Source organism: Vibrio sp. 2092 (assembly GCF_033339635.1).
Taxonomy (GTDB): Bacteria; Pseudomonadota; Gammaproteobacteria; order Enterobacterales; family Vibrionaceae; genus Vibrio; species Vibrio alginolyticus.
This window is the reverse complement of sequence record NZ_JAWOUY010000003.1, coordinates 94,251-110,118: the sequence shown is the minus strand read 5'-3', so window position 1 is coordinate 110,118 and position 15,868 is coordinate 94,251. Positions and strand designations below refer to the sequence as shown.

The following is a 15,868-nucleotide window of genomic DNA, read 5'->3' as shown; positions in this document are numbered from 1 at the left end:
CTTTAATGGCAAGTAACACTTTGGCTTGGTGGTAGATCGCCGCAGGCTTATCAGGGTGTCGCTTTTTATACACGGACGAATAATCTGGCTCATTGGAGATCGGTAATACCCTAATGCCTTCCCAGCAATTAAAACATTGGTTTGCCACGCTAACCTCAAATAGCCCTTTCTTCTTTGCCATTCTTGATAAAAAACACAATTATCGAATGGTAAGTGACCGTTACTGCGATATCGCAGGTTTAAGTCATGAGGAAATCGTCGGCTTAAACGATTGCCAAGTGCTGGGTGAACAGTTTTATAAGAAGCTTGCACCATACTATCAGCGCGCGTTCAAAGGGGCACATGTCGAAGCCGAAATCACGCTCGATGAAACCGACCTTGAAACCAGTCTTCACTTTAGTCTTTCGCCAGTTTTTGAAGGTAACGACATTCGCTTTGTTGTTTTTCACGCTGTCGATACTTCAGAAAAGCAGATACTCGTTCGCTCCTTAGAAGAGTCCGAAAGTAAGTTTGCGAAGTTAACACAACTGCTACCAGACGGCTTACTGCTTATCGAAGATGATATTGTCATCTCTGCGAACCCCGCATCAGCGCGCCTTCTCGGACTTAACTCTCCTCATGAATTGTTGGGCGAAGAGCTAAGTCGTTTATTCATCGATGAAAACAGTAAAAAGGTATTTAGTCATCGATTGAGTACATTAATTTCTGACAAACCTTTTGTCTGCTTAACCAGTGCAAGATGCGGCTTTGAACGGAAAGTTCAGCTACACGCGGATTCCACGGCGATATTAGGTAGCGAATCTCAAATTATCCTAATCCAAGATGCTGATGATGCGCCCAAAAACCTGTCTTCTGCATCGAATGAAGACATACACATTGACTCGCTCACCAAACTCTACAACCGCTTTGGCTTCACCAAACGTTTGGAACAGCTGATCAAAAAGCAAACACCGCTTCTGGTGTTCTATTTGGATATCGATAACTTCAAAAACATTAATGACTCACTTGGTCACCATATTGGCGATAAAGTGATTCAAGAGGTATCGGCCCGTCTTAAACGGTTACTGCCAAACCAAGCGATTATTGGTCATTTGGGTGGCGATGAGTTTGGCGTCATTCTGCCGGAGCCAGAAAACACCCGCATGGCTGAAATTTTGTCCGATCGCATTATCTCGTTGATCAACCAACCTTTCGACTTGCACCACTTCAGTAAACGCCTTGCGTGTTCAATTGGTAGCGTTCGATACCCTGAAGACGGACAAGATGCGCGAATCCTACTACAAAATGCCGATACTGCGATGTATGAAGCCAAAGATCGTGGTAGAAATCGTCTGATCAAATTTAACGATCAAATGAACAAAGAAGCGCGTATGCGTTTGTGGCTTGAAATTGAACTGCAAAAAGCATTGCAGCAGAACGGTTTGGAAGTGTGGTATCAACCTAAGGTTAACGCGCGAGACTTCAGTATCAACGGCGCAGAAGCGCTCGTTCGTTGGAAGCATCCAGTCGAAGGGTACATTAGTCCTGGCTCATTCATTCCTGTCGCCGAGCGCGCTGGGTTAATAGAACACCTTGGACGTGTCGTGATGCGTGATGTTTTCAATACGGTAAAACGTTGGAAGCAACAAGGCATACTGCCAGGCCGTGTCGCCATCAACCTCTCTCCCGAGCAATTTGGCAACCCACAGCTGATCGACTTTATGGAAAAGCTGCTTCGCACTACCGAGCTTGATCCAAGCTGCATTACCTTCGAGCTAACCGAAAGTGCCGTGATGAGTGATAGCGAACATACACTGCAAATGTTGAATGCGATTAAAAAGCTTGGCTTCGCTCTCTCTATCGATGACTTTGGTACCGGCTACTCTTCTCTTTCCTACTTAGCGCGTTTTCCTATTGACGAGCTAAAAATCGACCGCGCTTTTATTAATGATATCGACACACTACCGAAACAAGTCACTGTGATTGAAAACATCATTAATCTGGGTAAGTCGCTCGACTTAACTGTCGTTGCCGAGGGGGTGGAAACCCACCAGCAAGCGACCCTGCTCTCTAACCTTCAATGTAATGCGATTCAAGGATTCCATTTTTATCGCCCGCAGCCAAAACATGAAATTGAAGAGCTGTTTGTACAGAATCGTCGTCACAAGAACTAACCCCGACCCGATACCCTTACTCGCAAGGGGTAAATATCGACTTTATTGAGCTAAACCTAACTTAGGTCAATTTCGCTATTCATAATTCTTCATAAAATGCGGACACCTTTTTATTCTCAATGATTGTGAGCATATGGAACTCTTGTGTCCCGCGGGTAACCTGCCTGCGTTAAAAACTGCGATTGATTGCGGTGCCGATGCCGTCTACATTGGTTTCAAAGATGATACCAACGCCCGTCACTTTGCTGGCCTCAACTTTAACGGCAAAAAGTTAGAAAAAGCGGTGCAATACGTTCATGACCGCAATAAAAAAATTCATGTCGCGTTGAATACCTTCGCTCATCCCAATGGCTTCGAGCGCTGGACGAACGCAGTAGACAATGCAGCGGCACTGGGTGTAGACGCGCTGATTGTTGCAGACATTGCAGTGCTGGAGTACGCGGCTCGCAAATATCCCGATCTAGAACTACACCTTTCAGTGCAAGCATCAGCGACCAACGTCGCAGCCATTGATTTTTACAAACAAAACTTCAACGTAAAACGGGTAGTATTACCTCGCGTTTTATCGATTCATCAGGTCAAACAGCTTTCACGCAACATCACTAGCGATGTCGAGTTAGAAGTCTTTGCTTTTGGTAGCCTTTGCATCATGTCTGAAGGTCGCTGCTACCTATCGTCATATATGACAGGCGAGTCTCCAAACACTGTGGGAGCATGCTCTCCAGCTAAGTACGTTCGCTGGCAAGAAACAGAAAATGGTCTGGAATCCCGCCTTAACGACATTTTGATCGATCGCTACAGCTCCGGTGAAAATGCGGGCTACCCTACCTTGTGTAAAGGTCGTTTCGAAGCAGAAATCGAAGGCGAGAAAAAACGCTACCACGCACTGGAAGAACCAACCAGTTTGAACACCCTCTCTATGCTGCCAGAACTATTTGCTGCAAATGTGGCGTCTGTAAAAATTGAAGGTCGCCAACGTAGCCCAGCTTACGTAGAACAAGTCACTCGAACATGGCGAGCCGCGATTGACCGTTACCAAGCAAACCCAGAAGCTTATCAAGTCGAAGCGGCTTGGGATGCCGCATTGGCAAACGTGTCTGAAGGTACGCAGACCACACTTGGTGCTTATCACCGCAAATGGCAGTAGAGGTTAAGATGGATAATTCAATGAAATACGCGCTTGGTCCGCTGTTGTACTTCTGGCCAAAACAAGATATCGAAGCGTTTTATGAACAAGCGAAATCAAGCTCCGCGGACATCATCTATCTTGGGGAAACCGTATGTTCAAAACGTCGAGAAATGAAGCCTTCGCATTGGCTTGAAATCGCAAAAGAGCTGTCTGCATCTGGCAAGCAAGTGGTGCTATCAACAATGGCACTACTAGAAGCTCCGAGTGAAGTAAACATAATGAAGAAGTACATCGACAACGGTGACTTCGCGATTGAAGCAAATGACGTATCTGCTGTTCAATTGGCATCAGAGCATAAAGTGCCTTTCGTCGTTGGCCCTGCAATCAATACTTATAACGCACACACGCTCAACTTATTTTTGAAGCAAGGTATGATGCGTTGGTGCATGCCTGTCGAGCTATCTCGCGAATGGTTAAACGATACTTTAGTTCAGTGTGACGAGCTTGGTATTCGTAACAAGTTTGAAGTTGAGGTATTTAGCCACGGTTATTTGCCTTTAGCGTATTCCGCTCGCTGTTTCACAGCCCGAGCTGAAAACCGAGCGAAAGACGATTGCGAAACCTGCTGTATCAAATACCCTACGGGTATCCAGGTCAGCAGCCAAGAAGGGCAAGAAGTCTTTAACCTTAACGGCATTCAAACACAGTCAGGGTATTGCTACAACCTCATCAATGACTTACCTACTATGAAAGGGCTGGTTGATGTGGTCCGGTTAAGCCCTCTTGGTATCGACACTTTTTCAGAGTTAGAGCGTTTTCGCTCAAACGAATACGGCGATAATCCTGAAAAGCTCGAAAGCCGCCAATGCAATGGCTATTGGCATCAACTAGCGGGCTTAGAAGTAAAAACCATTTAATCCTTAAAGATAAAAGCGAGGCCTAGCCTCGCTTTTATCTGTTAGCTTTTGTTAGCAGGCTTGCACCCTTGGTTCGACAGAACTCTCATTAAGCAGCTTTTTCACATCTCGCCACAACATACTGATCACGACCAAACTCAATGCAATGTTAGACAATGGGAAAGCTAACCAAATACCTGTCACGCCGAAAAGTTTCGGCATAATGAATAAGAATGGCAACTGGACCAGCATGTTGCCTAGTGTTACAAACATAGCTTTGCTGCCTTTGTTTACTGATTGATAGTACGCGGCCGCCACAACTAAAAAACCATCTAAGAACAACGCAAACATGTGTAAACGAATCCCGATCACGGTGCTATCAATCAACTGTTGGTCAGCATTATTAAACACCGCAACCAGTTCGTACGGGAAAAGGTTCATCAAAACAACGAACGCCACCCCACCAAGCACAGATGTCCCCATCGCGACCTTTAATAACTTTCTGATGTTCTCCTGATTACGTGCACCGTGGTTGAAGCTCACTAAAGGCTGCATACCATTCGCAATTCCTTCTGCTATCAGATAGTAAACCGTCACGATGTACCCCAAAATGGCGTACGCTCCGATCAACATTGCACTTCCGTATTGAGCAAATAACGAGTTGTGCAGTGCCACCATCACAGAGCCGTAGGCGTACATAAAGAAACTTGATGTACCTATCATGATAATCTTTGGTGCAGCATCAACCTGAACTTTGAAGTCGCGGATACGAAGGCGTAATGTTGCTTTTGAAGTAAAGAAGTAACCAATACCGAGCACAGTGACCACTAATTGTGCAAGTGCAGTGGCAATAGCGGCTCCGGTTAACTCCCACTCCAACCAAGCAATAAATACGTAGTCTAATACAATGTTAATAACGGCACCGATGACCATCAAAATCGTTGCTAAGTTCGGGCTGTCGTCATTGCGTAATAAAAACGGAACTGCGATAGAACCCAACGTGAATACGCACGCGACAATCAGAATATGCAAATATTGCAGCGCAAGTTCAAACACTCGCCCTTCCGCACCTTGCCAGCGAATAAATTCATCCGAAAACAAGAACAATATTGTAGCAACGATCGGCATCAATGCCGCTAACAACGTCAATCCGGTCGTTAGGATTCGCTTAGCGCCTTCATGATCGTTCTCTCCTTGCTTGATAGAAGTCAGCGCGCCAGTCCCCACCCCAATCATCATTCCTATACCGAGGATCGAACCGATAATAGGCCACGCAACATTGATCCCAGCTAATCCGTCAGCGCCAACATAACGGCCAATAAAAATGCCATCAACTATTTGATACAAACCGTTTACGAGCATTGCTGCGACGGTTGGAATCGTATATTTCCAAAACTGTCTATAAATTGAGTTTTGCATGACTGTCACCAGTAGTTAGCAAAGCTAACCATTTAATTAGCAAGGCTAACTAAATGGTTAAATTAAATAAAAGAAAGATGAAACAACAAAAACTAAACCATACAGCTGAGGCCTTTGCTTCAGTTTAAAATGACTTATTACTCAATGCTTTATTCAATAAAGCTTGTAACTGTTCAGCTTCTTGCTGATTTAATTGTTGCATCATTTGGTCAGAGATATCTTTGTACACTACCTGCTCCAAAGACATTTTTTCTGCGACTTCTTCCGTAAGCAACACACGCTTAGCACGAGCATCCTCATTACATGCGATGCGTTTCACCAAACCCTTTTTTTCCAAACGCACAACCATTGTCGATGCGGAAGGCTTAGTCACTTGCAGCTCTTCTGCAAGATCGGTTATTCGCACACCCTCAGGGTAAACCTGAATCACACGTAAATAATCGAACTCATTAAAGCTTAGATGTGATAATGGATCTTCTTTGGCATAGACACGCCAAGCTTTGGCGCAAAAACGCTCTAAATCAATCAAGCTTTCTTCTAATGCCATAAAAGCCACCACCACTTAGTTAGCAAGACTAACTATTTTAAATGAGTCACTCATCAAGTTCAATCATAAAAAAAGCCGCTCTCATCGAGCGGCTCTAAATCATTCAATTTCCAGCTTCTTGGCAGCCTTTAACTTGGCCAATCTATCTTGCTGTAATTGATCGTAAATTTGCGCCAACTCCAAGAAAGAATAGCGATGCTCAACATAATCGTAAACGTTGAACGAAATCGCGAGCTTATAAAGTGAGATGGCACTTGCGATATCACCTTCAAGCTGATTACGCTTTCCAAGGTAGAAATACGTTTCCGTCAATCGTTCAGCTAGGCGATAGTTCTCTCTCGTTCCATCCATAATTGCTTTAAGCGCGTCTTCGTCCGAGACGTCTCGCAGCATGATAGCAACAAGAACCCACCCCCACTCTTCACTACGATCTCGTAAATAACGCTGTTGAAGATTGGCTTTTGCTTGCTCTGGATTTTGCTCAGCTTCGATGATGTACAGCCATAATGAACGAAAAGGATCCGTTGGCATTTCTTGATAATGCTTGGTCATATCTTCTAAAGCGAGATCGATTCGGCCACCATAATACAGTGCAATCGCACGGTTGCGCTCAGCATAGGTATTATCAGGAGCCAACTCTATGGTCGAGTCAAACGCTTCATATGCCGCATCAAACTCTCCTACTTGGGTAAAGTATACTCCCAAAAGATTGAAGATGTCCGGCTGAGCAGGATTCAACTGCAAAGACTGGTTAAAGTCCAAACGGGCAAGATCACGTAAACCAACGCTGTCGTAGTAGCTACCGCGCTCATAATGCATTTTAGCGCGCACTTCATCACTAAGGTCGGGACGTTGTAGCAACTGCGAGAGACGCGCGATTTGTACTTCTTGTTGAACACTAGGCTGAAGTGGCACCGCCATCGGTGGATATAACCACTTTTGTGCTGATTGTTGAGAAGTATTTGCACAACCGGTCAGCGCGATAGCAACACATAAAATTGCGGTTTGAAACCATTTCACTAATTGATACTCCTGTTTGGACCGCTCAAGATTTATTTCTCTTAATGCAATATAGGCGATAACCTCGTTTGAGGTTAATACATCGAAACAAACCAAAAAAGGGGAGCGAAAATGCTCCCCTTTTATAACATGCTTTCAGGCCCTTAATCTAATAAAAGGCTGAAAGTCTCATTTTGTCTTACTCGTCTTTAGCAGCTGGTGCTTCAGCAGCAGCTTCTTCAGCTGGCTTTTCTACCGCTTCTTTCATGCTTAGACGTACACGGCCTTGGCGGTCGATTTCAAGAACTTTAACTTGAACTTCTTGACCTTCAGCTAGGTAGTCAGACACTTTCTCTACGCGTTTTTCTGCGATTTGAGAAATGTGTACAAGACCATCTTTGCCTGGAAGAACCGTTACGAATGCACCGAAGTCTGCTAGACGTGCAACTTTACCTGTGTAGATACGGCCCACTTCAACTTCAGCAGTGATCTCTTCGATACGGCGGATAGCTTCTTTCGCAGCAGTGCCTTCAGTTGCCGCAATCTTGATAGTACCGTCGTCTTCGATTTCGATAGTTGTACCAGTCTCTTCAGTTAGAGCACGGATAACTGCACCACCTTTACCGATAACGTCTTTGATCTTCTCAGCGCTGATCTTCATCGTGTGAATACGCGGAGCAAATTCAGAGATGTCTTCACGAGCACCAGAGATTGCTTCATCCATTACAGATAGGATGTGCTTACGTGCGCCTTGAGCTTGGTTAAGCGCAATTTGCATGATTTCTTTAGTGATGCCTTCGATCTTGATGTCCATTTGAAGTGCAGTGATACCAGTGTTAGTACCTGCTACTTTAAAGTCCATGTCACCTAGGTGGTCTTCATCGCCAAGGATGTCAGAAAGTACAACGAAATCGTCACCTTCTTTAACAAGACCCATTGCAATACCAGCAACAGATGCTTTGATTGGTACACCTGCGTCCATAAGCGCAAGAGAAGTACCACATACTGAAGCCATTGAAGATGAACCGTTAGATTCAGTGATTTCCGATACAACACGTACTGTGTATGGGAACTCATCAACAGAAGGCATTACTGCAGCAATACCACGCTTCGCCAGTTTACCGTGGCCGATTTCACGACGCTTAGGAGAACCTACAAAACCAGTTTCACCTACACAGTATGGAGGGAAGTTGTAGTGCAGTAGGAAGTGATCTTTACGCTCACCAGTTAGCTCATCGATGATTTGAGCATCACGCTGAGTACCTAGCGTTGCCGTAACGATCGCCTGAGTTTCACCACGAGTGAATAGCGCGCTACCGTGAGTACGAGGAAGAACACCAGTACGTACATCTAGTGCACGAACCATGTCTTTTTCACGGCCATCGATACGAGGGTTACCTGCAATAATACGGCTACGTACTACTGTCTTCTCTAGATCATGGAAGATAGTGTGGATTTCTTTTGTATCTGCTTCAGGATCTTCAGCAAGAAGAACTTCATTTACTTCCGCAGCGATCTCATGGATGCGGTCGTAACGAGCCATTTTCTCAGTAATTTGGTAGGCTTCAACAAGTTTAGCTTCTGCTAGATCAGCAATCTTATTTTTAAGCGCTGTGTTCTCTTCAGGAGCAACCCAATCCCAAGCAGGAGTTGCAACTTCTGCTTTGAATTCGTTGATAGCTTTAATAGCAACTTGTTGTTGGTCATGACCATAAACAACCGCCGCTAGCATTTCTTCTTCAGTTAGGTTGTCCGCTTCTGACTCAACCATCAATACTGCTGACTCTGTACCTGCAACAACAAGGTCAAGCTTAGAAGTTTCTAGTTCAGTTTGGCTAGGGTTAAGTACAAGCTGACCATCGATATGACCAACACGCGCCGCACCGATAGGGCCGTTGAATGGAATGCCAGAGATAGCAAGAGCAGCAGAAGTACCGATCATTGTAACGATATCTGGCTGAACATCTGGGTTTACAGACATTACTGTCGCGATAACCTGAACTTCGTTTTTAAACGCGTCTGGGAATAGCGGACGGATTGGACGGTCGATTAGACGAGCTGTTAGCGTTTCGCCTTCAGAAGGACGACCTTCACGTTTGAAGAAGCCGCCTGGGATTTTACCCGCAGCGTAAGTACGCTCTTGGTAGTTAACCGTTAGTGGGAAGAAGTCTTGACCTGCAACGGCTTCTTTTTTACCTACAACAGATACGAATACAGACGTATCATCCATTGTGACCATAACTGCTGCTGTAGCTTGACGTGCAATAACGCCAGTTTCTAAAGTAACTGTGTGGTTACCGTACTGGAACGTTTTAACAACTGGTTTTTCGAACATTGTTATTCCTTGTTTCTAATCTTCCTTTAGTGCTTAAAGAAATCTTAGATGTGTTAATTGACACTCAAGGCATTACGAATCGCGACTAGTAAAAAGAAACTCGGAAGTTCCTTTTGAATAGTCGCGACCTTTTGGTCGACGTGGTTGACTGTAATGCTATGAGCTTTTGAGAAAACCTCTTACAAGGTTTAGCCGCCAGTATTATAACGGCATAAGTCTAATTTGGCTAAATTTAGGCAACAAAAAAGGGGCATAAAGCCCCTTTTTAGACAAACTGCTATGCAGTCGCTGATTAGCGACGTAGGCCTAGACGTTTGATTAGGTCTTGGTAGCGAGCTAGGTTTTTACCTTTTAGGTAATCTAGAAGCTTACGACGACGAGAAACCATGCGTAGAAGACCACGACGGCTGTGGTGATCGCCTTTGTGCGCTTTGAAGTGACCTTGTAGGTGGTTGATAGAAGCTGTAAGTAGAGCTACTTGAACTTCTGGTGAACCAGTGTCGCCTTCGCCTTGTGCGTATTCTGCAACGATTGCTGCTTTAGTTTCTGCATTCAGAGACATAATTCTCTCCTAATAAGAGTAGGTTTAAAGTTGTAGCAGCCAATCTCTGATTCAGCCGCTACGCGAAGCGCGGATTATAGGGAAATTTCCTATCTCGTGCAATATAAAAATACCGACACTCAGGTCGGTATTTTCAATCATTTACTTGGATGCAACGTCATCTCGGAACACGACCAATCGCTTAGGAGCGATTTTGCCATCTTCGTTCATTTCGCCAACGCCAATAAACAAGCGTTCTTCACCCATAGTAAGGCGAAGTGAGCCCTCTGTCGGAGCACCAAATACTTGAACGGGCTGCCCATGTTGGACCATATCCGCCAGTTCAGGCACCAAGTTGACTTCTGGTAAGTCTTCTACCGCTGTATCCATTGGCAAAAGCAGTGGGTCCAGTAGTTCTCGAGGCGCTCGTTCCTCGCGGTGAGCTTGCTCTAGCAACTCATTTAGTTGCTCAAGTGTTACCATATTCTCGTAAGGGTATTTAGCAACACCAGTACGACGAAGCATAGTTACGTGCGCACCACAACCTAACATTTCGCCCAGATCATCAACGATAGTACGAATATAGGTACCTTTAGAGCAGTGCACTTCCATCTCTACTTCATCGCCTTCAAAACGGTGAAGAACAATCTCATATACCGTGATCTTACGAGATTCACGCGGAACTTCGATGCCTTTACGAGCGTATTCATACAAGGGTTTACCTTGATACTTCAACGCAGAGAACATGGAAGGCACTTGATCAGATTCACCACGGAACTGATCGATGCACGCTTCTAGCTTGTCTAACGTAACATCGACTGGACGCGTCTCTACAACTTCACCATCCGAGTCAGACGTATTGGTACGTTCACCCAGCTTTGCGATCACACGGTAGCGTTTATCAGAATCAAGAAGAAACTGAGAAAATTTTGTCGCTTCACCCAAGCAAATTGGCAGCATGCCTGTCGCTAATGGGTCCAAGGCTCCAGTGTGGCCTGCTTTCTCAGCAAAGTAGATTCGCTTTACTTTTTGCAGTGCATCATTGGAAGAGATACCTGTTGGTTTGTCCAACAGTATAACGCCATTAATTGGACGACCTTTACGACGACGAGCCATTATTCTTCGTCCTCACGACCAGAATCTTTTTGCTTTTGTTTGTCTGAACTAACGACTTCAGACACTAGGTTAGACATACGCATACCTTCAACAAGCGTATTGTCATAGTGGAAGCGGATTTCTGGCGTTAAACGTAGACGAATACGCTTACCTAACATCATGCGAATGTGCACTTCGTGCTCACGTAGCGCTGCTAGACATGATTCAGGTGTTTGCTCACCCACACACAGGAAGGTCACAAATACTTTTGCGTAAGCTAGGTCACGAGAGACTTCTACGTCTGAGATCGTCACCATGCCAAGGCGAGAGTCACGAACTTCACGTTGAAGGATCATCGCTAGTTCTTTTTGCAGCTGCTGTGCAACGCGCTGCGTGCGGCTAAATTCTTTTGACATATCTTTACTCTTATATAGAAAGAATGGGGGGTTGGTCAAAGCCAGCCCCCCATGGTGTATTCAACAACCAATTACTACTTATCTTTCAAAGACAATATTAGTAATTTTAGTCAATTAGTCTAGAGTACGTTTAATTTCAACGATTTCGAAGACTTCGATTTGGTCACCAACGCGAACATCATTGTAGTTCTTAACGCCGATACCACATTCGTAGCCATTCTTAACTTCTTGAACGTCATCTTTGAAACGACGTAGTGACTCTAGTTCACCTTCGTAAATAACAACGTTATCACGTAGTACACGGATTGGGTTGTTACGCTTGATCACACCTTCTGTAACCATACAACCAGCGATAGCGCCCAGTTTCGGTGACTTAAACACGTCACGAACTTCAGCAAGACCAATGATCTCTTGCTTGAATTCTGGAGCAAGCATACCGCCCATTGCTTGTTTCACTTCGTCAATCAATTGGTAAATGATTGAGTAGTAACGTAAGTCAACAGCTGCGGCTTCAACAGCACGACGAGCAGAAGCATCTGCACGAACGTTAAAGCCAAGGATGATTGCGTTTGAAGCTTCCGCTAGTACTACGTCAGTTTCCGTAATACCACCAACACCAGAACCAACGATGTTCACTTTAACTTCGTCAGTAGATAGCTTAACTAGTGAGTCTGCGATTGCTTCTACAGAACCTTGAACGTCTGCTTTAAGTACAACGTTAAGTTCAGCAACTTCACCAGCAGTCATGTTAGAGAACATGTTCTCTAGTTTAGATTTCTGCTGACGAGCAAGTTTCACTTCACGGAACTTACCAGCACGGTAGTTAGCTACTTCACGCGCTTTACGCTCGTCACGAACTACTGTTGCTTCATCACCTGAAGATGGTACACCTGAAAGACCTAGGATCTCTACAGGGATAGATGGGCCAGCCGAAGTAATTTCTTTACCTAGCTCATCACGCATTGCACGAACACGGCCGTATTCTTGACCACAAAGAACGATGTCGCCTTTGTTTAGTGTACCTGATTGAACAAGTACTGTTGCAACTGGACCACGACCTTTATCTAGGCGAGATTCAACAACAACACCAGATGCCATGCCTTCAGCTACAGCTGTAAGTTCAAGAACTTCAGACTGAAGAAGGATTGCTTCTAGAAGACCATCGATGTTTGTACCCTGTTTAGCAGAGATGTGAACGAACATGTTCTCACCGCCCCACTCTTCAGGAATAACGTCGTATTGAGCAAGCTCGTTCTTAACGTTATCTGGGTTCGCGTCTTCTTTATCGATCTTGTTCACAGCAACAATTAGAGGAACGCCTGCCGCTTTCGCGTGCTGAATCGCTTCTACTGTTTGTGGCATTACGCCATCGTCTGCTGCAACTACAAGAACAACGATATCTGTCGCTTGAGCACCACGAGCACGCATTGCAGTAAACGCTGCGTGTCCAGGAGTATCAAGGAACGTGATCATGCCGTTGTCTGTTTCAACGTGGTACGCACCAATGTGCTGAGTAATACCACCCGCTTCGCCAGAAGCAACGTGTGTGCGACGGATGTAGTCAAGTGTTGACGTTTTACCGTGGTCAACGTGACCCATGATAGTAACAACTGGAGCACGTGGAACTGCTTCCGCGTTAGTGTCACGGTCAGATAGTACCGCTTCTTCCAGTTCGTTCTCTTTACGAAGAACTACTTTATGGCCCATTTCTTCAGCAACAAGTTGTGCTGTTTCTTGGTCGATCACTTGGTTGATAGTCGCCATAGCGCCCATCTTCATCATTACTTTGATAACTTCTGTCGCTTTAACCGACATCTTGTTAGCAAGTTCTGATAGAACGATCGTTTCGCCAATTACAACGTCTTGCTTAGCAACCGTTGCTGACTTATCAAACCCGTGCTGCATTGAAGTCGGCTTAGCAAGTTTGCCCTTACGACCTCTACCGCCACGTTGGTTGTTACGGCCACCGCGAGCTTGGTCGTCTTTACCCGAAGCTGCTTTTTTCTTCTTACGACGACCGCCTTCTACTTTGCGATCTGCTTCATCTTCGGCTTCACGTGCGTATTGTGAAGTCGTTACATGGTAATCTGTATCTTCCATATCACCCTTTTTCTCTTCTGCAGCAGACCAACGCTCTTTATTCTTTTCAGCCAATTCGCGAGCTTCTTCAAGCTTGCGCTGACTTTCCTCTTCAGCCTTACGCTTAGCTTCTTCTTCCTGACGACGTTTAAGCTCGTCGGCCTCTTTTCGCGCTGCTTCTTGCTTAATTTTCTCTTCAGCATCACGCTTTGCTTTTTCTTCAGCATTACGTTGTGCATTCGTATCTACGTCTCGCTTCGCTTTTTCTTCAGCTTCACGTTTCGCTTTTTCTTCCGCTTCACGTTTTGCAGCTTCTTCAGCTTCACGTTTCGCAGCTTCTTCAGCTTCACGTTTTGCAGCTTCTTCTGCTGCACGTTTTGCTGCTTCTTCTGCTTCACGTTGTGCTGCTTCTTCAGCTTCACGTTTCGCTTCATCTTCAATTGTGCTGCGCTTCACGTATGTACGTTTTTTGCGCACCTCAACCTGAACATTCTTACTCTTACCACCACCCGCGTTCACACTAAGTGTACTACGAGTTTTACGCTGAAGCGTAAGGCGAGTCGGCTCTGAATCACCTGATTTATCACCGTGTTCTTTCTTTAAATGAGAGAGAAGCTTCTGCTTCTCTTCATCAGTAACATTGTCAGAGCTCGCCTTTTTAATGCCAGCGTCAGCAAGTTGTTCAATCAAGCGGTCGACTGGCGTACCAATCTCATCACTCAGTGCTTTAACTGTTAATTGTGTCATGCCGCTTCCTCCTTGCCGAAAATTATGCTTCTTCGCCGAACCAACAGATGTTACGTGCGGCCATAATTAGCTCACCTGCACGTTCTTCGGTCAGGCCTTCGATACCTTCTAAATCGTCAATACCTTGGTCAGCAAGATCTTCCAGTGTCGCTACACCTTTCGCTGCCAATTTAAATGCCATCTCACGCTCAAGACCTTCAAGTGCAAGTAGGTCCTCAGCTGGTTCTAGACCTTCAAAAGACTCTTCTTGTGCTAGTGCGATCGTCGTTAGTGCATCTTTTGCACGTCCACGAAGCTCTTCGATTAGTTCTTCATTCAAACCATCGATTTCTAGTAGCTCGTTAACTGGCACGTATGCGATTTCTTCTAGCGTTGAGAAACCTTCTTCAACAAGAAGTTGAGCGAAGTCTTCTTCAATATCTAGGTACTTCATGAAGTTTTCAATAGATGCTTGTGATTCTTCAGCGTGTTTCTTCTGAAGATCAGCAACTGTCATAACATTCAGTTCCCAACCTGTTAGTTGAGATGCTAGACGCACGTTTTGACCGTTACGACCGATAGCTTGCGCTAGGTTGTCAGCTTCAACTGCGATGTCCATTGAGTGTGCATCCTCATCAACGATGATAGAAGCAACATCAGCTGGCGCCATTGCGTTGATAACGAATTGAGCTGGGTTATCATCCCAAAGCACAATATCGATACGCTCCCCACCAAGTTCGCCAGAAACAGCTTGTACACGTGCACCACGCATACCAACACACGCACCTACAGGGTCGATACGTTTGTCATTTGTTTTGACAGCGATCTTAGCGCGAGAACCAGGATCACGTGCCGCGCCTTTCAACTCGATAATATCTTCTGCGATTTCAGGCACTTCAACACGGAACAGTTCTGCCAACATTTCTGGCTTAGAACGAGTGATGAACAATTGGAAACCACGTGCTTCAGGCGCGACTTTGTAAAGAAGGCCACGTACACGGTCGCCTGGACGGAAGTTTTCACGAGGAAGTTGGTCATCACGCAGGATTACCGCTTCAGCGTTATTACCAAGATCAAGCACGATTGTGTCACGGTTTACTTTTTTCACGACACCAGTGATTAGATCACCTTCATTGTCGATGAACTGTTCAACGATTTGTGCGCGCTCAGCTTCACGAACTTTTTGTACGATAACTTGCTTAGCAGTTTGAGTCGTAATACGGTCAAACGTTACTGATTCGATTTCGTCTTCTACGTAGTCGCCAAGCTCGATTGAGTCATCTTCGTATTGCGCTGCTTCTAGTGAGATCTCTTTTGTAGGGTTCTCAACGTCATCAACAACTAACCAACGGCGGTAAGTTACAAACTCACCGGTTTTACGGTCAATGGCAACACGTACGTCGATTTCGATTTCGTATTTTTTCTTTGTAGAAGTTGCTAGAGCAATCTCAAGAGCCTCAAAGATACGCTCACGAGGTACCGCTTTTTCGTTCGATACCGCTTCTGCTACCGCTAAAATTTCTTTACTCATTG

At 45.2% G+C, this 15,868-nt stretch carries 12 protein-coding genes; 3 read left to right on the top strand and 9 right to left on the bottom strand.

Annotated features, from left to right (window positions below):
• The first annotated feature begins 113 nt into the window (after window positions 1–113).
• The 3 genes from R7P80_RS06920 to R7P80_RS06910 all read left to right on the top strand — a co-directional run bounded on the left by R7P80_RS06920 (window position 114) and on the right by R7P80_RS06910 (window position 4,199).
• A complete protein-coding gene (locus R7P80_RS06920) occupies window positions 114–2,153 on the top strand; it encodes a bifunctional diguanylate cyclase/phosphodiesterase (protein WP_005380112.1) in 2,040 nt (679 codons plus the stop codon).
• 133 nt (window positions 2,154–2,286) lie between these two features.
• The gene (locus R7P80_RS06915; protein WP_225491533.1) at window positions 2,287–3,300 is read left to right on the top strand and encodes a peptidase U32 family protein; all 1,014 of its coding nucleotides are present in this window, start codon (window positions 2,287–2,289) and stop codon (window positions 3,298–3,300) included.
• Window positions 3,301–3,320: 20 nt separating this feature from the next.
• On the top strand, window positions 3,321–4,199 hold the full coding sequence (locus R7P80_RS06910) for a U32 family peptidase (RefSeq protein WP_021034024.1): 879 nt from the start codon (window positions 3,321–3,323) through the stop codon (window positions 4,197–4,199).
• 51 nt (window positions 4,200–4,250) lie between these two features.
• Here R7P80_RS06910 and R7P80_RS06905 read toward each other — a convergent pair whose 3' ends face one another.
• The 9 genes from R7P80_RS06905 to nusA all read right to left on the bottom strand — a co-directional run bounded on the left by R7P80_RS06905 (window position 4,251) and on the right by nusA (window position 15,866).
• Window positions 4,251–5,597, bottom strand: coding sequence for an MATE family efflux transporter (locus tag R7P80_RS06905; RefSeq protein WP_033905574.1), 1,347 nt, complete (start codon window positions 5,595–5,597; stop codon window positions 4,251–4,253).
• Between the two features lie 124 nt (window positions 5,598–5,721).
• Window positions 5,722–6,144 carry a MarR family winged helix-turn-helix transcriptional regulator gene (locus R7P80_RS06900; RefSeq protein WP_005380103.1) on the bottom strand — a complete coding sequence of 141 codons (423 nt, stop codon included), beginning with the start codon at window positions 6,142–6,144 and terminating at the stop codon, window positions 5,722–5,724.
• Between the two features lie 99 nt (window positions 6,145–6,243).
• On the bottom strand, window positions 6,244–7,164 hold the full coding sequence (nlpI, locus tag R7P80_RS06895; protein ID WP_005380101.1) for a lipoprotein NlpI: 921 nt from the start codon (window positions 7,162–7,164) through the stop codon (window positions 6,244–6,246).
• Between the two features lie 178 nt (window positions 7,165–7,342).
• Complete coding sequence (gene pnp, locus R7P80_RS06890; protein WP_054574827.1) at window positions 7,343–9,478, bottom strand: polyribonucleotide nucleotidyltransferase; 2,136 nt, start codon at window positions 9,476–9,478, stop codon at window positions 7,343–7,345.
• A 292-nt stretch (window positions 9,479–9,770) separates the two neighbouring features.
• Window positions 9,771–10,040: a 30S ribosomal protein S15 gene (rpsO, locus tag R7P80_RS06885; RefSeq protein ID WP_005380094.1), complete on the bottom strand. Its 270-nt coding sequence runs from the start codon at window positions 10,038–10,040 to the stop codon at window positions 9,771–9,773.
• Between the two features lie 141 nt (window positions 10,041–10,181).
• Window positions 10,182–11,135: a tRNA pseudouridine(55) synthase TruB gene (gene truB, locus R7P80_RS06880; RefSeq protein ID WP_017820421.1), complete on the bottom strand. Its 954-nt coding sequence runs from the start codon at window positions 11,133–11,135 to the stop codon at window positions 10,182–10,184.
• Window positions 11,135–11,530 carry a 30S ribosome-binding factor RbfA gene (gene rbfA / locus R7P80_RS06875; RefSeq protein WP_005380087.1) on the bottom strand — a complete coding sequence of 132 codons (396 nt, stop codon included), beginning with the start codon at window positions 11,528–11,530 and terminating at the stop codon, window positions 11,135–11,137. Before rbfA ends, truB begins: the two co-directional genes overlap by 1 nt.
• Before the next feature lie 114 nt (window positions 11,531–11,644).
• A complete protein-coding gene (gene infB, locus R7P80_RS06870; RefSeq protein WP_005380086.1) occupies window positions 11,645–14,356 on the bottom strand; it encodes a translation initiation factor IF-2 in 2,712 nt (903 codons plus the stop codon).
• A 22-nt stretch (window positions 14,357–14,378) separates the two neighbouring features.
• Window positions 14,379–15,866 (bottom strand): transcription termination factor NusA, encoded by a 1,488-nt coding sequence (gene nusA, locus R7P80_RS06865; protein ID WP_005380084.1) that lies wholly within the window; start codon window positions 15,864–15,866, stop codon window positions 14,379–14,381.
• Window positions 15,867–15,868 lie beyond the last annotated feature (2 nt).